A 25,871-nucleotide genomic window follows, 5' to 3' on the forward strand; every position below is an offset into this window, starting at 1 on the left:
TTGTGCCAGGGGAGCTTAGACAAGCCCTTTTTTCGTCAGGTAGTTGAGCATTTTCCTGCCTTCCTCATGCTCCGGGGCCAATTTGAGACAACGGGCCACGGCCTGACCACATTTGCCCCAATCTTCCCGATCGAACTGCACCCGCGCCATATTGTACCAAAGATTCTCATCGTCATCCGACAACTCCAGCGCACGCTTGTAGTAGTCGACAGCCTGTCCTGTGAGTTTCTTTTTTCGCAGGGCTATCCCGTATTCATTGAAGAGATGTTTGTGTTCGTCCTCAAAAGCGGTTTCAAGCTTGATAATCCGATCGAAAACCTTCTTGGCTTTCTCTTCTTCATCCCGCTCCAGCAGGCACAGGCCAATACCAAAATTGGCTCGAACGTTTTGCTCATCGAGATTGAGGGCATTCGCATACTCGTATTCGGCAGTGAAGCTCTCGCCCCGTTTACGAAACTTGTCACCACGGGCCACGGATTTCTGCACCTTGCGCAGGTTTCCCATGACCTCTTTGTACATCTGAGGCAAAGGTAGATAATCTGCGAGCAGTTCTTCCTTGGAAATCTGCGTCTTGGGGCCAAAAGGAACATTTTTATTGTTTAACCCCTGCAACTCCACGACAGTCGGGTCCACCTGTAACGCATAATATGTGGCGGTCTGTTTGACACGCCGGGCTGTCGTCCCTGTCCCGATCTTGGCCATACGTTCGATGGAAAAGACTCCTTCGATCAGCCCTTCCGAATTTATTGTATTCATAATTTCACATAGTCTACCGGTTAAAACCTCGAGTTCCTTGAAACATCCAGGCCAAGACTACACCGCTTTCCCCTTGTTGAGAAGCATCCAATCATGGTTGTGCTCACTTGCTCATCCCGGCCGGGACCGGCAGGGAACGAAGGACCAGATATCCCATAACCCCCGCCAAAGTCGATGCACCGAGAATGGCGGTCTTGGCGGAATTGAGCAAAGCCGGATTGCCTTCGAATGCCAGAGCCGCGATGAAAAGGGACATGGTAAAACCAATTCCTCCAAGCAACCCTGCACCGATAAAATGCCTGACACTCATACCGCCGGGCCAGCCACCGGAAAGCTTGACGATCCCCCAGGCTGACAGGACAATGCCAAGAGGCTTGCCCAAGACCAGTCCTAAAGCTGTCCCCACAGTGACCGGGCTGGTCATCAACTGCCCGAAATCGCCCCCCAGGATGACACCCGCATTGGCCAGGGCAAAAACCGGCATGATGAAATAATCAACCATGGGATGCAGAGCGTGCTCCAAACGCTGAAGCGGCGTCTGTGCGCGCACGGTCATATACTGCATGGAAAGCAGTGCCGAGTGCATGGTCGAGTTGGTCAGGACAGAGGTTCCGGGCCGTACCGACGACTTATACTGATCGAGAATACGATTTGCATTGAAGAGAAATCCTTCGGAGTCACACCGTGTCCTGGCCGGAATGACAAAGGCCATCAACACACCGGCCACAGTCGAATGCACACCGGACTTGAGCACCGCCAGCCAGACCAGACAGCCGAGCGCCGCATAGAATCCCGGTGCCCTGATTCCCATCCGGTTGCCCACATAGGCCACAGCGAGCAACACGGCCGCAGCCGCAAGCATCCAGGCGGAAATGTGCGACGTATAGAACAGGGCGATAACCAAGACAGCCCCGATGTCATCGACAATGGCGACGGCGGTCAGAAATATCTTGAGTTGATAAGGGACCCTGTCCCCGAGCAGTGCGAGAATACCCAAGGCAAAAGCGATATCCGTGGCCATGGGGACACCCCAGCCATGAATGGATTCGTGCCCGATATTGATGACACTGTAGATAACGGCCGGGATAACCATGCCGCCGAAAGCCGCCACGATGGGCAGAACGGCCTGACTGCGCGAGGACAACTCACCGACCATGAATTCCCGCTTGATTTCCAGCCCCACGACAAAAAAGAAAACAGCCATAAGGCCATCATTGACCCAAAGCAGCAATGGCTTTGACAGCAGGAACTGCCCATATCCCACGGTAAATTTGGTTTCCCACAGGGCGACATAGGATGCCGCCCAGGGCGAATTTGCCCATATGAGCGCGATCATTGCGCTGATAATGAGAATAATGCCACCAGTGGATTTGGACTGGAAGAATTCCTGAAACGGCATAAGAACCTGTTCGATCGGCTCAAGCCCACACGTCATCACACTTTTAATGGACATAGAATCTCCGCTAGCTAGGCGTAATGCCAAGGTTTTTTCAGTTCCCGGCAGAATCCCGGGAGAAGAGAGCCTCTATTTCGTCAGCAGTGAGAGGCTTATAGAATAGGAAACCTTGGACATAACGGCAACCCTCACTTTCCAAAAAGGCGAGTTGTGCCGGAGTTTCTATCCCTTCGGCCACGATTTTCAGCCCCAAGGACTCACCCAGGGAAAAAACCGTACGCACGATGGCCTGGCTATCCGGGTCATCATCCACATCATTAATGAATGACCGATCCACTTTGACCACATCGATGGGAAACCGTTGCAGATAGGAGAGAGAAGAGTACCCGGTTCCAAAGTCATCGATACAGACATTGGCCCCCAGGTTCTTGAGTTGCTTGAGGATATCCTCGGCCATGGACGGATCATCCATAAGTGCGCTTTCGGTAATTTCAATATTGAGGGACTCCGCAGGCAATCCTGATTGTTCAAGGGCACGGGATATCTGTCCGGCCAGCATGGCCTGACCAAAATGCTTGCCCGAGACATTGACATTGAGGGTCAGTCCGTTCTTCATCGTCTCACCATAACGAAGCTGCCATTTACGAACCTGTGCGCAGGCATCAGTCAGAACCAGATTGTCAATGGCGTAGATCAGGCCGGTATCCTCGGCCAGTGGAATGAAATTGTCCGGACTGATGACCCCATGTTCGGGATGGTGCCACCTGACCAGAGCTTCAAAGCCACTGATCTGCCTATCATCAAGACAGACGATAGGCTGGTATGCCACCTGAAATTCATGCAAATCCACAGCACGGCGCAAATCAGTCTCCAAAGCCATCAGCTTGAGAGCCTGGTCATGCATCTTCTTGTTGAAGACCTTGAACCGGGATTTACCGAGTTCCTTTGCCCGATACATGGCCGTATCCGCATCCCGCAACAGGGATTCGGGTCTGTCATACCCTTCGGTCTTGAGCACTATCCCCAGAGACGCTGAAGAAAAGACCTCGTGCCCGCCGATACGAATCGGCTCCCGAACACCGTCAAGGATACGCCGTGCAATATTGATGGCATCCCTGGGAGCGGTTATTTCCTCAAGCAGAATTGCAAATTCATCCCCACCAAAACGGGCCACCGTATCCACGGCGCGACCACAGGATTTAACGACGCGGGCAACCTCGCGAAGCAACTCATCGCCGGTTTCATGCCCAAGAGAGTCATTGACTACCTTGAAACGATCAAGATCCATGTAGATAACTGCGAAAAGGTGTTTCCTGCGAAGACTCCGTTCCATAGCCATACGCAGATGGTCCAGAAACAGGGCGCGGTTGGGCAGTCCTGTCAGCGGATCATGGAACGCCTGCCGCCGAAGTTGATCCTCGGCTTTCTTGCGTAGAGTGATGTCCTCCACTGATCCTTCGTAGCAGACCACGCTCCCGTCCTTGTCCTTGATGGCGCGAGCATTTTCGGAAACCCAGATGATACGGCCGTCACGACGGCGAATTTTGGAAACGAAATCCTTGACCCCACCCCGTTCGTCGACGCGACGGAGAAATTCCTTGCGACGGGCAGGTTCCATGTACATTTGGGTCCCGATATCATACACCGCGCTCATCAATTCTTCTGGTGATTTGAAACCGAGGATACGAGCCAGAGAAGGATTGGCACTCAGAAAGCGACCACTGGGGGAGGTCTGATAAATCCCTTCAGTGGCATTCTCGAAAATCGTACGATATTTGCGTTCGGTCTTGCGGAGCGCTTCACCGATGACCTTGCGCTCGGCTATTTCAATCTTGAGTTGCGTATTGGCCCGCATCAATTCGCTGGTTCTTTCTTCGACTTTATCTTTGAGAGCATCTCGCGCTTCTTCCAACTCACTTGTTTTTTTTCGGACCCGCTCTTCCAGGTTCCCCACCAGTTCGGCGATATGCCGAGCCATCGATTGCATGGCACGGGCCAATTGCCCGACTTCGTCTCTGGAATCTATCTGGGGAACACTGTCAAAGTCCTTTTGTCCCACGCGTCCGGCGTAATCCGTCAGCATGGTCAACGGCTTGGAGAGATTGTGGAAAAAGAAAAATCCAAGCAGGAGGCTGGTCCCAAGCAGGAACAGTGTCACCACCTGCTGCTCCATCACGGCTTCCTTGATATGAGTTTCGATAATCTGCGAATCCATGCCTATATGCACGAACCCGGCCAGACCGGACAGGATCGGACGAGCCGCGTGCAGATGAGGTAGTCCGTCAAAATCCACATCCCGTAGCATGTATTCGTCACCAGGGAGATTCCGTGCGGTTTCCAGCGCCAGTTTCCGAATCACTTCCGGAACAGCGGGAACAAAAGTATGGGCCAGGATCTGGCCTTTCTCATCCGTGACCAACACATAGGAAACACCGGCAATATTTTGATACTCACCGATCCGCTCCTGCACACTGCCTGCATCCTGCCTGAGAATGGTCACGATATCCGACTTGGCCACACTCTGAGCCAGAGCCAATGCCTTGGATTCATACTCCCTGGTCATTTCCCGCTTCAGGCGCATACCGAAAGTGAAGGAACTGACCACCGCGATGATCCCGAAGATGAAGACCATGAACAGCAGCGGTTTGAAGAAGAGTTTGGGAGCTCTCATTTTCGCCACCTCTGCCAGTCGTCAATAGGCAGGAAACGATCATTGACGACAGTCGTGTAATAGACCGCGTGCAATCCCTGGTGCTTTCCATCGCTGAAATCGACCGGAACACCGATCCCCATATCAAAATCATGTATCGAGTTCATGACGTCGGGAATTCGCTCCCGGCTTGGCGCATCCGCCATGCGGGAAACCATCTCTCCAAGCAAAACTCCATTGAGGAACCCTTCGAAACTGACATAGCTGAACCGACGTGGCGTGTACGTGCTGCCAGACACCGAAGCTGCTCCCTTATAGGCATCCATCAGCGTACGGTAGAGCCGGACTCCAGGCAATTCCACGGCTTCATAGCTCGGCACCACTTGCGTGTTGATCAGGTTGCGCGTGTAATCCTTGCCGTGCTCCATTCCAGCCTTGGTCAATAACTCCAGCATCTTGCCACTTTCGGCAAAAGAGACTCCCGCCACGGGGATATCACTCCCCATATCACGCAGGTCCCGGATCAATGCGGCTTGCGCCCCATATGTACCAATACAGATCACGGCATCAGGAGTCCCAGCCAAGAGCAACCGGGATTCCCGCACGAAGTCACTGTCAAAATTTGCACCTCGTTGATATGCGGCCTCGGAGACGATATGCAACCCTTGCAAAAGCAAGGCTCGGCGCACACCGTCCCAACCGGTACGCCCATACGCATCACTCTGGTAGAAGACGGCAATGCGGTCCCGGCCGATCTCGGTCAGGTTTTTGACCAAACCCGCAGTCTCCTCAAAATAGGATGCTCTGAGATTGTAAACATATTTGCGAAAGGGTTCAGTGCGCATGGGCTGCGCCCCGGTCAGCGGGAAGAGCATGTATGTCTGGTGCTCGTCAAATTTTTGCAAAAGAGGCAGAATATGGGTCGTGGTCGGGGTTCCCAGGTAGGAGAACAGAGCAAAGACATCTTTGGAACGGATAAAATCAGATGTATTTTCGAAACAGGGACCGGGGTTATATCCGTCATTGCATGGCAGGACACGGAGAGTCCATCCCCCTGCGCCACCAGTGGCATTGAGATGATCAAGGTAAGCCATGATACCACGATAAAACTCGACGCCCATCTCCCCATTAGTTCCGGTAAAAGGCGCAGACATGCCGAAGACAAGCTCCTTCGGCTGCTCGGCACAGGCTGTTCGAACAGGGAGTGTCACCAATGCGACCAAGAACATCACCGTCGCCCAAATGGTACCTTCACAATATTTTGACACAGAAATCCAATGCCACTCATGGAATAAAAGTGCAATAGTCTTAGCCATTTTTTTACCAAATTGCGAATATGGAACCATTCAGAATAACAAGAAATGTCATCAATAGAGAAAGGAATATGCACAGCACAGGGCTGGACCGAAGCCAATGAAAAATGGTATGCTCGTCGGAAGAAACACCATGGACTCCCGGTTCCTGAGCCTGCGCCTCCTCCGCTGAGCCTCCTCCGGACAGAGGGGAAAGAATCTTCCGAATCACCTCTGCAATTCGCCGACGTCTGCCGGGGAAACCAACACGACTGAACATGATGCAAACCTGGATACTTCATATAGACATGGATGCCTTCTATGCCTCCGTGGAGCAGCTTGATAACCCGGAACTGCGAGGCCTGCCCGTTGCCGTGGGCGGAACCTCCGACCGCAGCGTGGTGTCGGCAGCCAGTTATGAAGTACGTACATTCGGGGTACGGTCGGCAATGAGCGTGGTCAAGGCGCGCCAACTCTGCCCACAGATCGTCATGGTCCCGGTGCGTATGAAGCGCTATAAAGAGATCTCACATATGGTCATGGGGGTGCTCAAGGAATTCTCCCCCACGGTGGAGCAGGCAAGTGTGGATGAGGCGTATCTGGACGGCACGGGACTGGAACGGCTCTTCGGTCCCATTGAAACTGTCGGCAGCGAGATTAAGAAGCGTATGCGCCAGGTCACGGGGCTAACCTGTTCCGTCGGGGCCGCCCCGGTGCGATTCCTCGCGAAGATAGCCTCTGACATGGACAAACCTGACGGTATGTTCATCATCCACCCGCATCAGGTGGAGACTTTTCTCCGAGACCTGCCTGTCCGAAAAATACCGGGCGTAGGCAAAAAACTGGTCGAGACCCTTGCTCGTCTTCGAGTGCAGACCTGTGGGGACATCCTGCACAAGGAGCGTGATTTCTGGGTAGAACGGTTAGGCAAATACGGTGGAGCATTGCATGATCGCGCCCGTGGCATCGACCCCAATGGAGTTATCGTCTCATCCGGGGCCAAAAGCTGTAGCGCCGAAAACACCTTTCACGAGGATACGACTGACAGAGAAACTCTCACCACCTGGCTGCTCGAACAAGCCGAGCGGGTGGGGGCCGACTTGCGACGTCATGGCTACAAAGGGCGGACCATCACACTGAAAATCAAGTATACGGACTTCAAACAGGTCACCCGGAGCCTTTCTCTCGACACCCGAACCGATACAACCTCAGTCATCTTCGAGACCGCTTGCACCCTGCTTCGCCAACTCGATCTACGCCGTGCCGTTCGGCTGATCGGCGTGGGTGTCTCCAACTTCGAGGCCCGCTCCCGTCAGATCACTCTCTTTGAAGATTCACCCAAGCTCAAAGAGGAAACCAGTGAACTCGACCGCGCAGTGGACGCCGTACGTGAGAAGTTCGGCTCTGCCGCCGTAACGCGGGGAGACCTCATTCAATTCAAAAATAAATCTTGAAAAACAAGGAAGATAAAAGCTCCTGCCAAGAATGATCGATCTTTCTTGCAAAAGAGAGGGAAGATTATTACATAGAAACAAGTAAAGACTGTAACCGACTCGTCACGTACGAGCATATCCCCAAAAAGAACACAATGAGATTAATTAATATATCCGACGCGTTACGCGCCAAGCCCTTACTATTAGCACTGGCTGCCCTGTTCTGTATCGTTTGCGCACTCCCGTCTCCGGCCATGGCTGAAGAAGAGAGTGAAGGCATTATTGACGTCAATTTGTCCAAAGACCCTGCTCCACTTGATACGGAAATCGAGTCCGGTCTAGACCACCTCTTTGAGACCCTGGATAATCCCAAGGGGCACTTTGACCCGGCTCGCATCAACGCCATGCTCGATTTCGTCGTCAACGGACAGGATGACCCGAAAGATACCAAACCTGCAAAACGCTATGGCGGCAACGCGATCTGTCTGCGCCAGAACGTGAATGCGGATCTTGAAACAATCCTCCGCTATTTCTACAACCCGGATATCCCGAACTTCCTGCTCTGTCCTGCCGTACTTCGGCTCTCAGGCTGGCACAAAGGCAGTCAGTTCCTGAAACGCACACGCCCTCTCTGGGAAGAATTACCGACTCTTGACCAACCAGTCATCAGCCGGGGCCGTGAATTTGAATCCTGCACGCCGGATTCTTTTGGAGAGGCCTACTTCAAATACGACCTGGGAAGATTGATCATCCTGATGAAATACCAGGGAAAAAACGTGCTTGTTTCCGTTTCTCTCCAGGAAGACAAATCCGACGTCGGCCGCAAGGGAGCCATCTTGGACGACAAGGAGTGGGACTATTTCTACTCAGGCATAGAAGGGTTGAATCGCGGCATGATCGGCTGGATGGACACCTTCATGTACAAATCAGCTTCCGTGCTCGTTTTCGTGGAGCAGGACAAGGCAGCCAAACAATCCACCGTCTTTCTTTTCAAATGGCTCAAGGCCGGATGGGCCGGAATGAATGTGGTGAAGCGCAATCATATTTATGAAGGAACGCTCCGTTATGCCCGCAGTCTTGTCAAAGTCCTGGAAAGCCCGACCCTGACACCGACAGAATTGAGCGCAGGCATGCGGTCAGTAGCCAGTCTCTCCCAGGCTGAGGTGAATACCTTGATCACACAGTATGCCAAGAACTTTGAGCGCCGCTACAAGGACGATCCCAAGCTCCAGAAAAAAGAATATTCCGAAGTCATCGAGAATGGTGGCTACGCAAAAGTCCTGGACAAGGATGCCCGCCGATCCATTCTGGCGCTGCAAAAGCTCAAGTCCATGCTCGGCATGGAGACTCTCATAGATCTGGAACCAGCGAACCAGCCCAAGACAACTTCCACAGCCTCCACCAGCATTGAGACCGAAAACCAGCCGGAGAGCTAACCCCCGAAATCCCGATATCATCTTCTAACGGCACATCGTCTACACCGATGTGCCGTTATTTTTTTTCAATATCAGCATCCCGCCCAAGCACCCAATCCACGTTTTCTTTCACCATTCACCTTTCACGATATTTCCCCTGACCGTGAAAAGTAAGATATTCAAGTCTCTCATAAGAAGAAAATCAGGAACAACGAATTTCACGACTCTTCTCTCCGGTGACACGCAAAGCCCCTTGCCCGTCCTTCCCGATCATGGCACAAACACACCATGCCAAGACCATTTTCCTTCAAACTCGAAAAGGTCCTCGATTACAGGGGGCAACTCGAAGAACAAGCCAAGGCCGCACTTGCCAAGGCCCAGACTGATCATGATACTCAGAAGGAAAAAGTCGAAAATCTGACGCAGAGCATGGCAACACACTTGGCCAAAGAACATGAATCACAAAAAACGGCCAACGACATGTGGCTCTGGAGACAATATAAGGACGCCCTGGAACAGGATTTGTCCCGAGAACGTCTCATGCTGAGCAAACTGGAACTCAACTTGCATCAACGGCGCAAGGAAGCAGTGGACAAATCCAAGGACAGGAAGCTGCTGGAGAAACTCAAAGAGACCCAAGCAAAAAAATACCATGATGAAGAAAGAGCCCGCGAGGAGAAGGAAAACGATGAGATGGCAACGATTCGGTACAAATCTCAAGATTTCTAAAATACTCATCAGTCTTGTTTTCCTGGCCCTGATGAAGATCGCCGTATTCGGCATGTTGAGTGTCGATTCCCTGACACTCAAAGTCATGCAGACGGTCATTCCTGAAGCGCTCCCTTCCCTGGCCGTCGCAGCAGAGGGTGATGCCGCCAACGCCCCCACCCCTGTGGCGGACAAGGCGGACTCTGCCGCCAATCGTGCTGCCGCGCAAGAAGCCCAGGCCGATGCTGCCGCTGAAAAAGTCCGCACCGAACAGGACATGCCTGCGGAATGGAAAGCTCTCAAGCGCAAAGAAGAAGAACTCGCCATCAAGGAACGCACTCTGCGGGAAATGGAAGCTTCCATCAAAGCTGAGGCACAACGTGTCGAAAAATTACACGCTGACATGCGCAACATGCTCGAAGAAGCAAAAGGCATCAAAGATAAACGAGTCAAGCAATTGGTGGATATGATCTCCAATACCAAAGCGAAAAAAGCCGCCGAGATTCTCCAAACCATGGAAACAGATCTGGCCGTGAAAGTGCTCTCCGGCATGCGAGGCAGACAGGCTGGTGAGATTCTTTCCTTTGTCGAAGCCAAAAAAGCCGCGGAACTCTCTGAAAAATTGACACAGCTTCAGATTCCATTCGACGCAGGGCAATAATCTTCGCTCCTCTGTTCGAAACGCGCTCCCCAGGCCCCATTGAAAGGGCTTGGGGGTTCACCAATTCTCACCTGCAAGATATCTGGACCTGAAAGGGGAATGCAGACACGCTCACATGAGAAGCGACTTGCCTCTTTCTTTTCCCCCATCTCCTGTATTCGCGCCACAAGCTCGACAAGTCTTCCAACGGGGAACCGTTCTGTTGACCACCGCAGCAAATTGCCCCACCCTTCCTTCCACAGGTCGAATTCAGAACCTCGCTACTGCAAAACATCTTCAGATCGCACCTGACAACGAGGCCGCCTTGCTGAAAAGCCATGGGTTATGTAAATGAAAAAGCATGACTGATCAAAAAAACGATTTTCCCACCGCATTGGCCGCGCCGAAAAGCACAGTAACTCCCCTGACCCTGACCATGGTGAGTGGAGTGCTCAACCAATCCCGTGAAAGCCCACGCAAGCGTTTGATCCAGGCAGTGCACAAGAGCGACGGAGCCGCTGTCCACAAGATGTTCAACGCGATGCAACCAGGCACCTACATCACCCCCCATCGGCATATGCATCCAGCCAAAACCGAAACACTCCTGGTGATGTCAGGGGCCATGCTCTTCGTACAGTTCTCGGACACAGGAGAACTGGAGAGCCACCTTCTGCTCCAACCGGGAACAGAGATTTTCGGCGTGGATGTGGCTCCGGAAGTGTATCACACGTTCGTGGCCCTGAAACCGGATACGTTGGTCTTCGAGGTCAAGGACGGCCCGTTTGTCGCGGATTCGGACAAGGATATCCCGGATTGGGCACCGCGAGAAGGCTCGGCCGAAGCGGAGCCATACCTGCTAGACCTGCTCAAAGAATTGGCAGAACGGGCGACGGCTGCTGCCGAAGCCGCCGCAGAGGTTGAGAAAACGGAAGCAAAGAGCCAAACGCAGGAGTAGACTTCTTGCCGAGCTTCGCTGAATACAGTACACGGTGTGATCTTTGACAAGGAGACCACACTGTGAACAGCCGCGCTCTTCGTGCCGATATTTTACTTTTCATCACCGCCGCCATTTGGGGGCTTGCTTTTGTGGCCCAGCGAGTGGGTATGGAACATGTCGGGCCACTGACCTTCAATGGTGTCCGATTTACTCTCGGTGCCATTGCACTGATTCCTCTGATCCTGCATATGAGAAAAAGACGCACTCCGGGGTTCACCGGGGTGGGGAAAAAACAGCTTCTTCTGGGTGGCGGCACACTTGGTCTTGCCCTGTTCTTCGGGGCGACTCTCCAGCAGGTAGGACTGGCCGGTCCGCAACTGGCTGAGTATGGTTTCCAGGCTTCCACGGCAGGCAAAGCAGGCTTTATCACTGGTCTGTATGTGGTTTTTGTTCCCATTTTCGGCCTGTTACTGGCACAGAAAGCAGGATTGGGGACATGGATTGGCGCAGCATTGGCTGTGACCGGCATGTTTTTGCTTTCGGTCACGACAGATCTCTCTGTTTCATTTGGTGATGTGTTGATCCTTGTAGGAGCGCTCTTCTGGGCAGGCCATGTGCTCCTGATCGGCAAACTCTCGCCCGGAATGGATGCGGTGGATGCCATCAAACTTTCCACAGTTCAATTCGCGGTCTGCGCCGCTTTCAGCCTAGTGGTCGCCGCTCTCACCGAGGAAATAACACTGGGCGGATTGCAGGGAGCAGCCATGCCCATTGCCTATGGGGGCCTCATGTCCGTCGGAGTCGCCTATACTTTGCAGGTCGTGGCCCAGCGCGATGCCCAGCCAGCCCACGCCGCAATTATCCTCAGCCTTGAGGCGGTCTTTGCCGCCATTGGCGGATGGATGTTCCTCAATGAAATGATGACGGTTCGCGCCATGATCGGGTGCGGGCTGATGCTGACCGGAATGGTGCTCAGCCAACTCAAGCCATAAACGGCTTCGCCAGAACCTGTGTGTCATTATCAACATGTCAGGAACAACGCCCTGCACACTTCATGGCTTTCGCTAATGGGACTCCTTTGCCTTTGGCCTGATGGATCCCAGATAAATGCCAACAAGAGCCAGGCCGACACCAGCCAACTCGACCGGCGTCGTCGGTTTGTTGAAAAATACGATGTCCCAGACATAGGATAGCGTCGGTTGCAGAAGCAGAAACAACCCGACAAGGCTGGTCTTGAGCCGTTGAATACCACGAGTAATCAAATACCATCCAACGGCATGGCAGATGAGTGCGAGTGTGGCAAGAGCCACCAGAGAGCGGATGTCCGGGATGGTAAAGGATTCCCCCTGGCCAAGGGATAATCCGGCCAGCAGCCCTCCGGTCATCAACGCCACGGCCGAAGCCATGGCAAGAGGATCAGCTTCTGCCTTGGTCAGTGAATACTTCAGACTGAGAAGATAGAGGGCATATGCCAGTGCCGTGAGCAACCCGTAGACAACTCCGAGCTTGAAATCCGGGGTAAACGAAGTCCAGGAAACACCGACCATGAGATACAGGCCGAGAAGAGCAGTGGGAATAGCTACCAGAAATGCCCATGAGACCCTTTCTCTCAGGAACAGGATGGAAACCAGGGCCAGGGCGATGACCTGAAAATTGGCCAACATGGTCGACAATCCGGGCCCGACAAGACCGATGGACCGATGCCAAAAAAAGAAATCACAGGCAAAGAAGAGAGCCGAGAGAAACGACCAGCGCCAGACATGCGCAGTGAGCCTCTTGAATTTGCCCATGCGCCACAAAATAGCGAGCATGCCGAGACCACCGAAGAAAAGCCGATAGAACCCGGCGACATCCGGCGGCACATTTGCCAGCTTGACCATGACCGAAGAAAAACTGATCAGCACGGCTCCGAAAAAGAATCCGGTCATGGCACCACCACCTTGAGTTTCTCTCCAAGCGTGATTCCACAATCATCCACATGTGCGACGTAAGGCCACGCTTCCACGCCGCACTCCAGAGCTTCATAGAAGAGTTCCGCGTACACCGGATCAACCATGTCCGCCGGGCCAAAACACCGTCCGTCCGGTCGCTGGATCAGAAAAAAGAGCGCCACCCGAACTCCCTCGCGTGCCAAGGCCATGAGTTCACGCAGGTGCTTCTGTCCTCGTTCTGTCACGGCATCGGGAAAACAGGCCACATCATCCTCAACCATCGTCACATTTTTACACTCGACCCAAAGCTCGCCCTGTGGCCCCGAAAGATAGGCATCAAGCCGACTCTTCCCCACTGAAGCCTCTTTCTTGAAAGAGTCATACCCTTTCAGTTCGGGCATGGCACCGACTTCCCATGCCCGAAAGAGCATCCGGTTCGGCGTCAGGGTGTTCACACCGACAACACCCCCCTGGAGCTCAAGGGCTTCCAGAGTGTATTGCAACTTTCTTTTAGGATTGAGAGCAGGTGAAAGCAAAGCTGTGGACCCTGGCCTGAGCAGGCCGAGCATGGACCCGGTATTATTGGTATGAGCAAGAAGCGACTGCCCCGCATCCGGGCCGTCAAGAGCCATTGCCTCGACGGTAAACCGTTTGTAACGGCCGACAAACGACGCACGACGACAGGCAGCGGCAAAAGGAAGAATACATATGGAATCAGGCACAATTTCTCCGATATCTTCAAAGAGTCGATTTCTCACTATTCCGCCACGAAGGCAAGGCTTATTGCGGTTGCCGCTCAAGGAATAATAGACTAAACCGGAGCAAGCTGGATATACGGAGAGAAAAAGACTATGCCCAAAATGAATATAGAGACAATAGAACCCGGAATGGTGCTGGCCGAAGACCTGACAACGGCTGAAGGCCGTATGTTGTTGCCACGCGGTGCAATCATCACGGAAGCGCATATTCGCACCTGCCGGGTTTGGGGCGTGGTGGAAATAGCCATACAAGGCGATGACGAAGAAAACAACGTCGTACCAACACGCCTTGAAGAGTTGGACCCTGAAGTTCTCGATGCCTGCAAAATCATGGCTGCCCAACGCTTTGTGCTGAATCCGACCACACACCCCGCTGTCAAGGAAATGGCAAAACTCTATGTTCTCCGTCAGGCCCGTGATCTCAATGTGGAACGAGCACAGTGGATGCTGGCCGCCACCCCTCATGACGACACGGTGGATTTTTTTTCGGAAGAAGTGGAGGAAGACCACAAGATCAACTTGAACACCGTTGTTCAGGAAGAGCTCGACCTCGCATCCCTGCCCAATATTTTTTTCCAGATATCGGAAAGCCTCAAAAACCCGATGAGTTCTGCCGCGTATGTCGCCGAGATCATCAGCAAGGATGTGGCGCTTTCAGCTCGTCTGCTCAAGATGGTCAACACGCCTTTCTACGGATTTCCCAGCAAGGTAGACACTCTCTCCCGCGCCGTGACCATCGTGGGGACCAACCAATTGACCAACCTCGCCCTGGGTGTTTCCGTCATTTCGGCATTCGATGACATTCCCGAGGAATTTTTCACGCTCAAGGAATTCTGGATGCACTCCATCACCTGCGGTATTGTAGCCCGCCTCCTGGCAGGCAAAGCAGGAGTGGAAGGAGACGAAAAATTCTTCGTCGCCGGATTGCTACATGATGTAGGACGGCTGGTGATGCTCAAGAACCACCCCAAGGCTTCCACGAATGTCCTTCGTCCGGCCAAAGTCGGCCGCCGGGCACTGGTCGATGTCGAGCGCTCCATCTGGGGATGCACCCACGCAGAAATCGGAGGACGTATTCTCAAGGCGTGGCGTCTGCCCGCATTCCTTGAAGTGCTGATCCACCACCATCATGACCCCATGGAAGCATCCATGCCCAAAGAAACCGCGATTATTCACCTGGCAGACTTCATTACCCACGGTCTGGGAATCGGAGCCAGCGGAGCATCCCTTGTTCCCGAGATCAATGCCAGCGCGTGGAAACTGCTTGATATCTCCGTGGCGGAATTGTCCCTGATCGCTCGCCAGGCGGAACGACAGGCAAATGATGTCCTGGCTGCATTCTTCCCGGATAAAACAGAATCAGGACGAGTGTAATTTCTCCACCGCACGGCGAATGATATCACCTTCACCTTCGTAGACGTCCTTTTCGCTCTCCGGCGTGGGACGATCGACCGCAGGCCAGACACCGGGTTGCGCTTCCACGCCTTTCAGGGCTTCCGTGCAGGGAGCACTATCCGTCATCACCGGAGTCTTCCGAATATCGACATCCGCAACCGGCGCACTGAATTCAATGGGAATATTGTTCGGATCAAAGGCGTAGACTGAATGAATGAACCCATGGTCGACCACCTCTGAACACCAGAATCCGGCGGCTTCCAGCGTATCCTTGAGTTCCCACAAAGCATCCTCATCTTCCACACCAAAAGAGATATGGTCAAAAGCCACCGGTCCTTTGACCGGCACTCCGTGGTCTTTTTCCGGCACGGCCTCTGCTTCGGGCCATTCGAAAAAAGCGATCATGTCATGCTCGGATATCTCAAAGAAATAATGACGATATCCCGGATGCCCCAGCCCTGTGACCAATCGCATGCCCAGCAGATCACGCCAGAAACGGATGGTGGAATCCATATCGCCCGTGACCATGGCCAAATGATTGATACCGGTATATCGTACCACAGTGTTCCCCTGAATTATTCGTTTTCCTGACAGAGAGTCCGTCCTTCCTCTATGGCCCGTTCGCGCTGCCGGACTTCCCGACGCAGCTCGGCTTCCTTATATCGTCTCTTGGCAGTATCGGATTCTAGAATGAGCGACGGAACCTCGGTGGGTCTGCCTTTCTCATCCAGAGCCACATACGTCAGATATGCAGAATTGGTGTGACGAACCTCACCGGTACGCAGATCCTCTGCCTCCACACGAATCCCCACTTCCATGCTGGACCGTCCGACATGGTTCAGACTGGCCTTGAAGACCAACAACTCGCCTATATAGGCAGGAAGTTTGAAGGCCATACGATCAATGGAAACCGTAACAACATTTGTCCGGGTATGCCGTTTGGCAACGACACCGCCCGTTATGTCAACGTGTTTGAGAATCACGCCACCGTGAAGATTCCCCGCTGGATTGGTATCCTGCGGCAACACCAGATGCGTCATGATAACTTCGGATTCCTTTGCTGATTTCGCTTTCATATTCGTTCGCCCTTGTGTTTTCCAAATTCCACTCGCGCTTCCCACACGAGCTTGCCGACTTTCTTGCCCAGATCAGCCTGCCGCGCACGCATGAGCGCCTCGGCAGCATCCTGATTTCCCTGCTGCTTGAGCAGAGTCGCGGACTCCAGATCTCGCAGATGTTTTTCACATTCACGCATCAATCCGGACAGATCCATTGTTTCCAATTCCTTTGGAACCCTGACGGAGCGTACCTTTCTGCTCATATCAATCCTCCCGCGGTTTTCAAGATGTCATACCAAATTGATGACAGAGTGTGCCTTGAGGGTCAAGGTAAGCCGTTGCCTTTATGCTGTATTTGCGGCACTCTTCAAAACTGACGGTCAGGCTGGACCATATTCCGCTCCTGACTTGAAAAATATGTACGAAAAAAATGAACACAGCAATGAGACACAGGAAATCCCGAGTCGGAAAAACTGAGGCTTTCATCACATATTTCGAGGTTTGATATGCACCCGTTTCGTCTTTTGGCCTCTGCTGTCACCCTCATAGGTATCTGCCTGCTGGTACTTGCTCTTACCGACTGGCAAACAGGCCTTCTCGCGGAAAAATTTTTCCCCGAGGCCACTCACGCACGCGAGCATCACCTTTATGGCCTCCTGCTCGCGCTTCCCGTGCCACTTCATATCATATTCATAGGACTGATCGTGCAAAAACGCTGGCTGTCCCCGACCATGGCCCGATTCGCCCTGGTCGGAATCATCACATCCGGCCTCTGGCTCGGTGCGGCCCTGATCATCAAGATAGTTACCTGATTCATCCCTCTGCGAACTGCTCGCGCACCACACTCTCAAGGGTTGGCGCTGTGCGATCCCTGTATTCATACCGAACGCGCACCAGCGGTTTGTTCACATTGATCAACCGGGTCACGTCAATGGGCGTGGCAGAAATAATGACGTCGCAATCAACCGCGTTAGCTGTGGCTTCAAGGTCTCGAACCTGCTGTTTCCCATACCCCATGGCCGGGAGCACTGTCCCGATATCCGGGTATTTTTCAAAAGTTTCCCGTAAACTCCCCACCAGAGAAGGACGCGGATCAATCAACTCGGCAGCCCCATATTTCTGTGCCGCGACAACGCCCGCCCCATAGGCCATTTCACCATGGGTCAACGTCGGACCATCTTCTATAACCAGAACCCGTTTCCCTTCGATCAACGCACCCTGATCAGCGGAAACAAGTGAATCGGCTTCGATGATCAAGGCTCCGGCATTGCTGTTTCGTATATTGATCCTCACCTCATCGACCTGAGATGACGAAGCACTATCCATCTTGTTGATAATCGCGACATCACACATGCGCATGTTCGTTTCACCCGGATGGTAGCCCAGTTCATGCCCGGCCCGATGGGGATCGAAAACCACAATATTCAAATCCGGTCGATAAAATGGCGTATCATTATTGCCCCCGTCCCAGACGATGATATCGGCTTCCTTTTCCGCCTCTTCCAGAATCCTGCCATAATCGACCCCCGCGTAAATGACCGCCCCCATATCAATGACAGGTTCGTATTCCTCCCTCTCCTCAATAGTGCATTGATGTTTTTCCAGATCTTCATAGCGGGAAAATCGCTGCACCACCTGTTTCGTCAAGTCACCATAGGGCATGGGGTGCCGGATGGTAACCACCCGTTTCCCCATGGACTGCAAAACCCGCACGACCTCACGGCTTGTCTGGGATTTGCCACACCCGGTTCGAACCGCGCAGACCGAAACCACTGGCTTGTTTGCTTCAAGCATGGTGTATGAAGCTCCCGCGATCATGAAATCAGCTCCGGAAGCAGTGACAATCGAAGCCTTGTGCATCACTTCTTCATGCCGGATGTCAGAATAGGAAAAAACAACCAGATCAACGCCGTTCTCACGGATAAGATCTTCCAGATTCTCGTCGGAATAAATTGGTATTCCCTGAGGATACCTGGAGCCACACAACTCCGACGGATATTTTCGCCCATCGATATTCGGAATCTGGGTGGCCGTGAAACACACGACTTCATAGCGTTCATTCTCTCGAAAGTAGACATTGAAATTATGGAAATCGCGACCGGCCGCGCCCATGATAAGAACTTTTTCAAGCATGAGAAATACCTCTATCCCCTCTCACCTCTTCCAATCCTTTCATATGTTCCAATAACCATTTCGGAAAATTCAGGGTGAGATTTGTGTGTACCGCCCGTTGTCCAAGCCCGGAGACCTGAAGACCTTGTCCACCGACGCTATCACGACGACAAAACCCCACAATGACGATTTCGTGACACCCGCCAACAAATGACCGAAAAACACGACGCTCCCCTTTCCCGATCAAAGGCTCTCGAAACGGACACTTCCACTTCATGAGACCGGCCGCTGTAGGGACGCTACTGTGACAGGATCGGCGCGATGCGCTCCAGCGCCCAGTCGACTTCTTCGCGCGTGATGACCAACGGAGGAGCGAAACGGATTATCGTTTCATGCGTTTCCTTGCACAGCAAACCTGCTTCCTTGAGTTTTTCGCAATACTGGCGAGCGCCTCCGGCTTCAGGGTGAAATTCAACTCCGAGAAGCAGGCCGCGCCCTCGAACTTCCTTGATCTTCGGATTGTTGATGGCGCGCAGTCCCTGCATGAAATACGCCCCCTGTGTGGCGGCATTGCCGATGAGATTATCCTCCACCAAAACCTTGAGCGCGGTCCTGGCAACGGCACACGCAAGGGGATTCCCTCCGAAAGTGGACCCATGTTCGCCCGGTTTGAGCACCCCAAGCACTTCGGAATTGGAGAGAACGGCCGATATGGGGTAAAATCCGCCGGACAAGGCTTTGCCGATCAGTGTGAGGTCTGCTTCCACCCCTTCATGCTCTTCAGCGAGCATGGCTCCTGTCCGGCCCAGTCCTGTCTGGATCTCATCAAAAACAAGGACCACGCCCTTTTCGTCACAGATTCTTCGAATATCACGCAGATACCCATCAGGGGGAATGATGACCCCGGCTTCCCCCTGAATCGGTTCCACCAGGAAGGCTACCGTTTTCTCGGAAATGGCAGCTTCCAGAGCTTGGGCATCACCGAACTCTATCACTTTGAACCCCGGAGTGAATGGGCCGAACCCCGTGGTTGAGACGGGATCGGTAGAAAAGGAGATGATCGTAATGGTCCTGCCATGAAAATTATTGCGGCAGACAATGATTTCGGCCTCGTTTTCAGGAACTCCCTTGACCATGACACCCCATTTGCGAACAGCCTTGATTGCAGTCTCCACGGCCTCGGCTCCGGAATTCATGGGGAGAACCCTGTGGGAATTCGTCAACTCGCATAATTCCTTGTAAAACGGTCCCAATTGATCATTACGAAAAGCACGTGAGGTGAGGGTCAGTTTTTTGGCCTGCTCGCACATGGCATCCATGATCCGCCGATTGCAATGCCCCTGATTGACAGCCGAATATGCTGAAAGGCAATCCATGTATTTTCTGCCTTCCACATCCCAGACCCAGATGCCCTCACCGCGTTCAATAACAACGTCCAACGGCTTGTAATTGTGCGCTCCATACTCATCCTCAAGCAAAACATATTCCTGAGATTTCATGCTGTTGCTCCTTGAGCCGCCCTCATGCGGCAGTGAAATTGACGAACATGCTGCATGGCGCGCCGCCCGGCTTCCTGGGCACGCCCCTCGGCCACGGCATGAACAAGCCCATGCAGGTCCTCAAGATTGTCGGCCAACGTCTTGTCGCCTTCCAGATCATACTCATCCGATGAACCCAACACCTGCTCATGCACCATTCTGAGAACAGCGACGAGTAAAGGATTTCCCGTTAATTCGGCGATAAGCACATGCACTTCGATATCCCCCCGAAGGAAAGCCGCCGAATCCTTTTCCTCCAAAGCGATGCGGGCCTGAAAAAATACGTCGCGGAGCCGTTCGGCCCCTCCGGGGGTGATCCTGGCTGCGGCGAGAGAAGCGGCCATAGGCTCCACTGCCTCGCGAAATTCCCTGATGTGCTCAGGAGCTATGGCCTGAGCCTGGACAAGCAATTGCAATTGCTCAGTCAGTTTGCCCGTATCGGCCAGCGTCACGAACGCGCCTCCCGAGGCTCCAGCCCGAGTCTCAATCAACCCTTTCTGCTCCAGGACGCGGAGAGCTTCCCGTACGGTTCCCCGTCCTGTTCCGAACATTTCCTTAAGTTCCAATTCAGGCGGCAATTGATCCCCCGGTTGCAACTCCCCCTTGAAAATCGCGGTTTCAATATCTCCCACAACTCGCTGAAAACGCCTGTTTTGTTGTATTTTTTTTGGCTTAAACCCCATAGAACCATCTTTTTTTGTGATTAAAAGTCTAATTGTCCTACCTTTAAGGCTATGCGCTGCCACCGACAAAAAGTCAAGCAAAGGCACCCAGGGAGGATTCACAGGGGGAGCCTTGCGAGGTGCCAGGCAGGAAGATCCGGAATTCTCTTTCATAAGGGAGATCCGTACAATCACTTTGCCCAAAGAACAGCGAGCAAATCCTCCACATGCACAAGTCAGATATTTCCCGCTGCAAAAGGAAAAGAGTCTCGAAAAAGAACTGCACGGAGTGCCATGGGCCTGTCCCATCTTTCCTACGGAGGAAGAATTCTAACGGGCTATTCATTTTTCCCTTATGTGCTACAGGCTCAACAGAGAGTCCTCGGACTCGAAAAGCATACTGGCACCACCGTATGCATTCAAGCTTCTCCCAAAAAGAACGGAAGCATTTTTCGATACGCACTGGATCAGAAAAAGTGACGCAGTAGATCACACGAGAAAAAGGAAGGGTCGGACATCTGTAAGACCATACCAGTCAGAATAGAAGGACACTCCTTATTTATAAGTGTTTACGATGTTCAAATGACGTATTGAGAAAACACTACATGATTTGAAAGAGAACAGACGGGGCACCATGAAAGAAGAAAGCAAGGGCAAAAGCACTTCACTGGAACTGGAGTATCTCCGGGAAACCGCCCAGGATGAACAAGCGCTCAAGCTGTTCGACGTTGCCCCTTTGCCGTACCAATCCCTGGATGAAAAAGGGAACATCATCCATATCAACCGAGCCTGGATGAACCTGCTCGGATATGAGTATGACGATGTTATTGGCACCAACTTCGAGGACTATCTCTCCCCTGTATCCATCCCGCTTTTCAAGGAACGGTTTTGTGCCTTTCTCCAGCGGGGAGAAGCGCACAGTGTCGAATATTCCATGGTCAGAAGTGACGGAATCACACGGCAGGTTCAGGTCATAGGACGGGTCAGCACCCACGCTGACGGAAGCTTCAAGCAGACCCACTGTATTCTCCACGACATTTCAGACAAGCGACGGGCCGAAGAAGAGCTTGCGGCCAGTGAACACCAGTTCCGCAGCCTCTTCGAATCCAGTATAGACGGCATCATCTGTAGTGACGAAAACGGTGCCATCATCAATGTCAATCCGGCGATTTGCGGCATGCTCGGACGCAATGGGCATGACCTGGTAGGAAAAAGCGTCTGGGATATCACCCCGGAAGAATGGATGGCCCCGGAAAAGGATCTGCTGCGCCGACAGGTCTGCATGATTGGGTTTTGCGAAGAATTCCGCAAAGAACTGATCCACGCCGATGGACACAATGTCCCTGTCTCCATCCGACTATGGATTCGTCGGGATGAGTTCGGCAACAACATCGGCAACTGGGTGTTGGTCCGGGACATCACGGAACAGATCCGCACCGAACAGATACTCAAAGACAGCGAACGAAAATACCGAGATATATTCGAACGTTCACTGGAAGGCCTTTACCAATCGACTCCACGGGGAAAATTCATAGACGTCAACCCTGCACTGGCAAAGATCATGGGCTACAAATCTCCCGATCAGCTCATGAATATGGTCAAAAATATCGCGGAAGACCTTTATGTGAACAGCAAGGAACGTGTGCTCTTGGTCGAAACGCTGAATAACGATGGTGGAATCACTGATTTCGAAATACAGATTCGCCGCAAGGATGGACGGTTCATATGGGTTTCGGTCACGGCCCGCACTGTGTACGGATCGGACGGCACACCGGTCATGTACGAAGGCAGCATGATCGACATCACCGAACGAAAGATGACCGAAGAAGCTCTGAAATTGACCCAGTTTTCTGTGGATCACGCTCCCATCAGCATCTATTGGGTCAATGAACAGGGACAATTCGTGTATATCAATAATATGGGGTGCCAGGCCCTGGGATACACGCGAGAAGAACTCTCTACCATGACGGTTGCCGACATCAACCCGACCATGCATCCCGAAGATTGGTCCGAACGATGGAAAACCCGTGGAAGCCAGAAGATCAATCGATTCGAATCCGTCCATGAACGCAAGGACGGAAGCACCTTTCCCGTCGGCCTGACGACATACTCATTGACCTATGGGAGTGAAGAATTCCTCTTTTCCTATGCTGATGATCTGTCGGAAAGGCACAAAGGCGAAAAGGAACTTCGGCGCTCCCGGAATCTGCTCAACGAGGTGCAACGTATCAGCCGTACCGGCGGTTGGGATGTGAACCTGAAGACCGGGAAGATCTTCTGGACTGAAGGCCAGCTCCACCTCCACGGTATTCAGACCGGCGAACCGCCAGACTCCATGATGAAATACCTTGATGAGTTTATTCATCCAGAGGACAAGGCAGCTGCGAGGGCTGTGTGGCGCTCGATCATAAAAAACCGCATTCCGGCCGAAATGGAGTGCAGGATCATCCGTACCGACGGTACGGAAGCAACCATGGTCAGTGTCGGTGTCCCGGTAGTTAATGAAAAGGGTGAGTTGGAGCGAATATATGGCTCCAGCCGGGATGTCACCAATGAACGGCTGGCGGCCAGAGAACTGGAGGAATCCCACCAACGTCTGCTGACGATCCTTGATGGCATTGAAGCGGACATCTATGTGTCGGACATTAACAGCGATGAAATTTTGTTTCTCAATGCACATATGCGTAATAATTTCGGCGATCCAGGTGAAAAGACCCGCTGCCACGACATGTTCCGTGATGAGAAAGATCATTGCAGATTCTGCCCCAAGGGGGATTTGCTCGACAGCCATGGCAACCCCATGAAGACACAGGTCACAGAACGTTACAGCGCCTTCAAGGATCGATGGTATCTCAATCATGACCGTGCCATTGAATGGCTTGAAGGCAGAATGGTCCACATGCATATGGCGGCAGACATCACAGAACTCAAAAACATGGAACGCGAACTGAAACTCGCCATGGCTGAAACAAAAGAAGCCAGCAATGCCAAAAACGAGTTCCTTGCAAACATGAGCCACGAAATAAGGACACCGCTCAACGGTTTACTCGGTATGCTCCAAATCCTTCAACTCACCAAGTTAAAAGGAGAACAACAAGATTATCTGAACACGGCCCTTGACTCGGGACGCAATCTGCTTCAGGTCCTCAACGATATCCTCGATCTCACAAAAATCGAATCAGGCAAACTCGACTTCGAAGAATACGACATGGAACTCGGTGAAGTCTTGAATTCCGTTGTTCAGGTTTTTCGCCACATGGCAGAACAACGCGGCGTGAGCATGACCTGGGAAATCGACGAGACACTACAACGACATTTTTCTGCCGACAAAGGACGACTACGCCAGATTCTTTTCAATCTGGTGGGGAATGCCGTCAAGTTCACGGAATCCGGCTCGGTCACGGTCAAGGCCTACCCTCTGTCCACAGTCTTTGATGACGGCAGAACACAACTCTATTTCTCTGTTGCCGACACCGGCATAGGCATCCCGGACGACAAAATAGACCAGATTTTCGACCCTTTTACTCAAGTGGACGGATCTTTTTCACGGAAATATCAGGGAACAGGCCTCGGTCTCGGCATCGTGCATCGCCTGGTGACACTGATGGGCGGCAGCATCGCCGTCAGCAGCCAACTGGGCAAAGGCACAACTATCATCTTTACCATTATGGTCGGCAGCCAGCAGCTCCCGCACCACTCCCAACCTCCTCTTACCGAAATCGAAAGCCGACCTCTGTCCATTCTTCTGGCCGAGGACGAACACGTCAACCGCCTCGTCGCCAAACGCCTGCTGAGCAAACTGGGGCACACCGTGACCACTGTCGAAAATGGTGAGGATGCCATAGCCCTGCTGGGCGAGCGTTCCTTTGACCTGCTCCTGTCCGATATTCAAATGCCGGGGATGGATGGCATGGAAACAACCCGTATCATTCGCAACAAACTCAAACTCGACATCCCGGTCATCGCCCTGACCGCCCACGCCATGAAGGGAGACCGAGGCCGGTTTATCAAAGCAGGCATGGATGGATACATTGCCAAGCCATTTGAGCTGACTGAATTAAAAGAAGAATTGGTTCGCGTCATGAACCTCAGACACACTGAGAAACACTGACTCGAAAGGAATGCTAGGAAATGAAAAGGGGCGTATCCCCGTCACCACAGGCGCGGGCAGTCCCGATATGCGCCGCCAAGTCTCCCGCTTCAAGCAGCATGGACCGGGCATCAGCCAGCTTCTCAGGAGGAACGGAAAGAATCAACCCACCCGAAGTTTGCGCATCGAACATCAAATCGAAATGAATGGGATCAAGCCCATGAGTGAGCGTCGTCTTGGGTTTGTAGTAGTCCCGGTTGCAGATTGACCCGGCAGGCAGCATTCCCATACCCGCCAGCTCAAGCGCGTGCTCGATAAGCGGCACGGCATTCATCTCAAGCTCGATGGAGACCCCGCTGGCCTCTGCCAGTTCGATGAGATGCCCACCCAAGCCGAAGCCGGTGATATCCGTGGCTCCCAGCAGACCCAATTCACGAATCACGTCACCTCCGGCCCTGTTGAGCCGACCGCACACACGAAAAAGTATTTCTTCCATGGCATCCGCGCCGGGCATCTCGCCCTTGACCGCTGTTGCCAGCACCCCCGTACCGATGGGTTTTGTCAGAAGCAGTGCATCACCAGGCCGCACTCCGCGGTTAGAGGCAAACCCATCAGGCTCGACCAACCCGGTGACTGATAATCCGTATTTAAGCTCCTCGTCCTCGACACTGTGCCCCCCTGAAGGGACGGCTCCAGCCTCTTCCACGGCATCCTTGCCACCACGCAGGATGTCGGTCAGGACCTGGCCGGACATCGTCTTGATCGGGAAACAGACAATATTCATGGTCGACCACGGCGTGCCGCCCATGGCGTAGACATCGGAGAGGGAGTTGGCAGCGGCGATTCTGCCGAACCGATAGGGATCATTGACGATAGGCGTAAAGAAATCAACAGTCTGGACCAATGCCTTGCCAGCGGGAAAAGACAAAACCACAGCGTCCTCGTTATCGCCCGGTCCCCCGGCCAATACGCGGTTGTCTTTTCGGACATGAACGCCCGACAGTGCCTTCTCCAGGTCCCCCGGAGCAATCTTGGCGGCTCAACCAGCCGCTTTGACTGTGCTCACGAGCTTCAGCTTCGTCATACAACCTCCTTGAATT

Annotated in this window: 22 protein-coding genes; 9 read left to right on the forward strand and 13 right to left on the reverse strand. The window is 52.9% G+C overall.

Features of this window, described 5'->3' with window-relative positions; genetic code table 11:
* Positions 1 to 15: 15 nt before the first annotated feature.
* The 4 genes from BN4_RS09765 to BN4_RS09780 form a co-directional block, all read right to left on the reverse strand.
* The gene (locus BN4_RS09765; RefSeq protein WP_015415226.1) at positions 16 to 756 is read right to left on the reverse strand and encodes a hypothetical protein; all 741 of its coding nucleotides are present in this window, start codon (positions 754 to 756) and stop codon (positions 16 to 18) included.
* 103 nt (positions 757 to 859) lie between these two features.
* Positions 860 to 2,209, reverse strand: a complete 1,350-nt coding sequence (gene nhaA, locus BN4_RS09770; protein WP_015415227.1) for a Na+/H+ antiporter NhaA — start codon at positions 2,207 to 2,209, stop codon at positions 860 to 862.
* Positions 2,210 to 2,246: 37 nt separating this feature from the next.
* Positions 2,247 to 4,823, reverse strand: a complete 2,577-nt coding sequence (locus tag BN4_RS09775) for an EAL domain-containing protein (protein ID WP_015415228.1) — start codon at positions 4,821 to 4,823, stop codon at positions 2,247 to 2,249.
* Entirely contained in the window at positions 4,820 to 6,031 is a 1,212-nt protein-coding gene (locus tag BN4_RS09780; RefSeq protein ID WP_041720266.1) for an ABC transporter substrate-binding protein, read from the reverse strand. Before BN4_RS09780 ends, BN4_RS09775 begins: the two co-directional genes overlap by 4 nt.
* A 341-nt stretch (positions 6,032 to 6,372) precedes the next feature.
* On the opposite strand from BN4_RS09780, the gene dinB reads away from it, so the two are divergent.
* The 6 genes from dinB to BN4_RS09815 all read left to right on the forward strand — a co-directional run bounded on the left by dinB (position 6,373) and on the right by BN4_RS09815 (position 12,219).
* Positions 6,373 to 7,548 carry a DNA polymerase IV gene (gene dinB / locus BN4_RS09790; protein WP_456107041.1) on the forward strand — a complete coding sequence of 392 codons (1,176 nt, stop codon included), beginning with the start codon at positions 6,373 to 6,375 and terminating at the stop codon, positions 7,546 to 7,548.
* Positions 7,549 to 7,682: 134 nt separating this feature from the next.
* Positions 7,683 to 8,963 carry a hypothetical protein gene (locus tag BN4_RS09795; RefSeq protein ID WP_015415231.1) on the forward strand — a complete coding sequence of 427 codons (1,281 nt, stop codon included), beginning with the start codon at positions 7,683 to 7,685 and terminating at the stop codon, positions 8,961 to 8,963.
* 267 nt (positions 8,964 to 9,230) lie between these two features.
* On the forward strand, positions 9,231 to 9,671 hold the full coding sequence (fliJ, locus tag BN4_RS09800) for a flagellar export protein FliJ (protein WP_015415232.1): 441 nt from the start codon (positions 9,231 to 9,233) through the stop codon (positions 9,669 to 9,671).
* Positions 9,631 to 10,311, forward strand: coding sequence for a MotE family protein (locus BN4_RS09805; protein WP_231856528.1), 681 nt, complete (start codon positions 9,631 to 9,633; stop codon positions 10,309 to 10,311). Before fliJ ends, BN4_RS09805 begins: the two co-directional genes overlap by 41 nt.
* A gap of 340 nt (positions 10,312 to 10,651) precedes the next feature.
* Complete coding sequence (locus BN4_RS09810; protein ID WP_015415234.1) at positions 10,652 to 11,245, forward strand: WbuC family cupin fold metalloprotein; 594 nt, start codon at positions 10,652 to 10,654, stop codon at positions 11,243 to 11,245.
* Positions 11,246 to 11,307: 62 nt separating this feature from the next.
* On the forward strand, positions 11,308 to 12,219 hold the full coding sequence (locus BN4_RS09815; RefSeq protein WP_015415235.1) for a DMT family transporter: 912 nt from the start codon (positions 11,308 to 11,310) through the stop codon (positions 12,217 to 12,219).
* A gap of 72 nt (positions 12,220 to 12,291) precedes the next feature.
* Here the strand turns inward: BN4_RS09815 and BN4_RS09820 are convergent, their stop codons facing one another.
* Together BN4_RS09820 and sfsA are read right to left on the reverse strand one after the other, a co-directional pair.
* Positions 12,292 to 13,155 (reverse strand): DMT family transporter, encoded by an 864-nt coding sequence (locus tag BN4_RS09820; RefSeq protein ID WP_015415236.1) that lies wholly within the window; start codon positions 13,153 to 13,155, stop codon positions 12,292 to 12,294.
* Entirely contained in the window at positions 13,152 to 13,880 is a 729-nt protein-coding gene (sfsA, locus tag BN4_RS09825; RefSeq protein WP_051053336.1) for a DNA/RNA nuclease SfsA, read from the reverse strand. The genes BN4_RS09820 and sfsA overlap by 4 nt, the downstream gene beginning before the upstream one ends.
* 129 nt (positions 13,881 to 14,009) lie before the next feature.
* On the opposite strand from sfsA, the gene BN4_RS09830 reads away from it, so the two are divergent.
* Complete coding sequence (locus BN4_RS09830) at positions 14,010 to 15,290, forward strand: HDOD domain-containing protein (protein ID WP_015415238.1); 1,281 nt, start codon at positions 14,010 to 14,012, stop codon at positions 15,288 to 15,290.
* Here the strand turns inward: BN4_RS09830 and BN4_RS09835 are convergent.
* From BN4_RS09835 to BN4_RS09845, 3 genes are read right to left on the reverse strand one after another with little or no spacing between them, the layout of a single operon-like run.
* Positions 15,276 to 15,872 (reverse strand): VOC family protein, encoded by a 597-nt coding sequence (locus tag BN4_RS09835; RefSeq protein ID WP_015415239.1) that lies wholly within the window; start codon positions 15,870 to 15,872, stop codon positions 15,276 to 15,278. The two genes, BN4_RS09830 and BN4_RS09835, sit on opposite strands and share 15 nt — an antisense overlap.
* 14 nt (positions 15,873 to 15,886) lie before the next feature.
* Positions 15,887 to 16,387: an acyl-CoA thioesterase gene (locus tag BN4_RS09840; RefSeq protein ID WP_015415240.1), complete on the reverse strand. Its 501-nt coding sequence runs from the start codon at positions 16,385 to 16,387 to the stop codon at positions 15,887 to 15,889.
* Positions 16,384 to 16,632 carry a hypothetical protein gene (locus BN4_RS09845; protein WP_015415241.1) on the reverse strand — a complete coding sequence of 83 codons (249 nt, stop codon included), beginning with the start codon at positions 16,630 to 16,632 and terminating at the stop codon, positions 16,384 to 16,386. Before BN4_RS09845 ends, BN4_RS09840 begins: the two co-directional genes overlap by 4 nt.
* Positions 16,633 to 16,875: 243 nt before the next feature.
* Between BN4_RS09845 and BN4_RS09855 the strand changes: the two genes are divergently transcribed.
* Positions 16,876 to 17,181 (forward strand): hypothetical protein, encoded by a 306-nt coding sequence (locus BN4_RS09855; protein ID WP_015415242.1) that lies wholly within the window; start codon positions 16,876 to 16,878, stop codon positions 17,179 to 17,181.
* A 1-nt stretch (position 17,182) separates the two neighbouring features.
* On the opposite strand, the gene BN4_RS09860 is transcribed toward BN4_RS09855, so the two are convergent.
* From BN4_RS09860 to BN4_RS09875, 3 genes are all read right to left on the reverse strand, one after another.
* A complete protein-coding gene (locus BN4_RS09860) occupies positions 17,183 to 18,502 on the reverse strand; it encodes a cyclic 2,3-diphosphoglycerate synthase (RefSeq protein ID WP_015415243.1) in 1,320 nt (439 codons plus the stop codon).
* A 278-nt stretch (positions 18,503 to 18,780) separates the two neighbouring features.
* Positions 18,781 to 19,980, reverse strand: coding sequence for an ornithine--oxo-acid transaminase (gene rocD / locus BN4_RS09870; RefSeq protein WP_015415245.1), 1,200 nt, complete (start codon positions 19,978 to 19,980; stop codon positions 18,781 to 18,783).
* On the reverse strand, positions 19,977 to 20,702 hold the full coding sequence (locus BN4_RS09875) for a FadR/GntR family transcriptional regulator (protein WP_041720274.1): 726 nt from the start codon (positions 20,700 to 20,702) through the stop codon (positions 19,977 to 19,979). Before BN4_RS09875 ends, rocD begins: the two co-directional genes overlap by 4 nt.
* A 613-nt stretch (positions 20,703 to 21,315) precedes the next feature.
* On the opposite strand from BN4_RS09875, the gene BN4_RS17195 reads away from it, so the two are divergent.
* Positions 21,316 to 24,792, forward strand: coding sequence for a PAS domain S-box protein (locus BN4_RS17195; RefSeq protein ID WP_015415247.1), 3,477 nt, complete (start codon positions 21,316 to 21,318; stop codon positions 24,790 to 24,792).
* Positions 24,793 to 24,805: 13 nt separating this feature from the next.
* Here the strand turns inward: BN4_RS17195 and selD are convergent, their stop codons facing one another.
* On the reverse strand, positions 24,806 to 25,855 hold the full coding sequence (gene selD / locus BN4_RS09890) for a selenide, water dikinase SelD (protein ID WP_083863093.1): 1,050 nt from the start codon (positions 25,853 to 25,855) through the stop codon (positions 24,806 to 24,808).
* Positions 25,856 to 25,871: the final 16 nt, after the last annotated feature.

Origin of the sequence: Pseudodesulfovibrio piezophilus C1TLV30 (assembly GCF_000341895.1) — a bacterium.
GTDB lineage: Bacteria > Desulfobacterota > Desulfovibrionia > Desulfovibrionales > Desulfovibrionaceae > Pseudodesulfovibrio > Pseudodesulfovibrio piezophilus.

Coding starts and splice junctions, on each gene's coding strand:
- BN4_RS09795 (WP_015415231.1), top strand. CDS start 7,683: ATGAGATTAATTAATATATCCGACGCGTTACGCGCCAAGCCCTTACTA.
- BN4_RS09780 (WP_041720266.1), bottom strand. CDS start 6,031: ATGTTCTTGGTCGCATTGGTGACACTCCCTGTTCGAACAGCCTGTGCC.
- BN4_RS17195 (WP_015415247.1), top strand. CDS start 21,316: ATGAAAGAAGAAAGCAAGGGCAAAAGCACTTCACTGGAACTGGAGTAT.
- BN4_RS09820 (WP_015415236.1), bottom strand. CDS start 13,155: ATGACCGGATTCTTTTTCGGAGCCGTGCTGATCAGTTTTTCTTCGGTC.
- BN4_RS09875 (WP_041720274.1), bottom strand. CDS start 20,702: ATGGGGTTTAAGCCAAAAAAAATACAACAAAACAGGCGTTTTCAGCGA.
- BN4_RS09810 (WP_015415234.1), top strand. CDS start 10,652: ATGACTGATCAAAAAAACGATTTTCCCACCGCATTGGCCGCGCCGAAA.
- BN4_RS09830 (WP_015415238.1), top strand. CDS start 14,010: ATGCCCAAAATGAATATAGAGACAATAGAACCCGGAATGGTGCTGGCC.
- rocD (WP_015415245.1), bottom strand. CDS start 19,980: ATGAAATCTCAGGAATATGTTTTGCTTGAGGATGAGTATGGAGCGCAC.
- nhaA (WP_015415227.1), bottom strand. CDS start 2,209: ATGTCCATTAAAAGTGTGATGACGTGTGGGCTTGAGCCGATCGAACAG.
- fliJ (WP_015415232.1), top strand. CDS start 9,231: ATGCCAAGACCATTTTCCTTCAAACTCGAAAAGGTCCTCGATTACAGG.
- dinB (WP_456107041.1), top strand. CDS start 6,373: ATGATGCAAACCTGGATACTTCATATAGACATGGATGCCTTCTATGCC.
- BN4_RS09775 (WP_015415228.1), bottom strand. CDS start 4,823: ATGAGAGCTCCCAAACTCTTCTTCAAACCGCTGCTGTTCATGGTCTTC.
- BN4_RS09805 (WP_231856528.1), top strand. CDS start 9,631: ATGAGATGGCAACGATTCGGTACAAATCTCAAGATTTCTAAAATACTC.
- BN4_RS09840 (WP_015415240.1), bottom strand. CDS start 16,387: ATGAAAGCGAAATCAGCAAAGGAATCCGAAGTTATCATGACGCATCTG.
- BN4_RS09845 (WP_015415241.1), bottom strand. CDS start 16,632: ATGAGCAGAAAGGTACGCTCCGTCAGGGTTCCAAAGGAATTGGAAACA.
- BN4_RS09765 (WP_015415226.1), bottom strand. CDS start 756: ATGAATACAATAAATTCGGAAGGGCTGATCGAAGGAGTCTTTTCCATC.
- BN4_RS09860 (WP_015415243.1), bottom strand. CDS start 18,502: ATGCTTGAAAAAGTTCTTATCATGGGCGCGGCCGGTCGCGATTTCCAT.
- BN4_RS09855 (WP_015415242.1), top strand. CDS start 16,876: ATGCACCCGTTTCGTCTTTTGGCCTCTGCTGTCACCCTCATAGGTATC.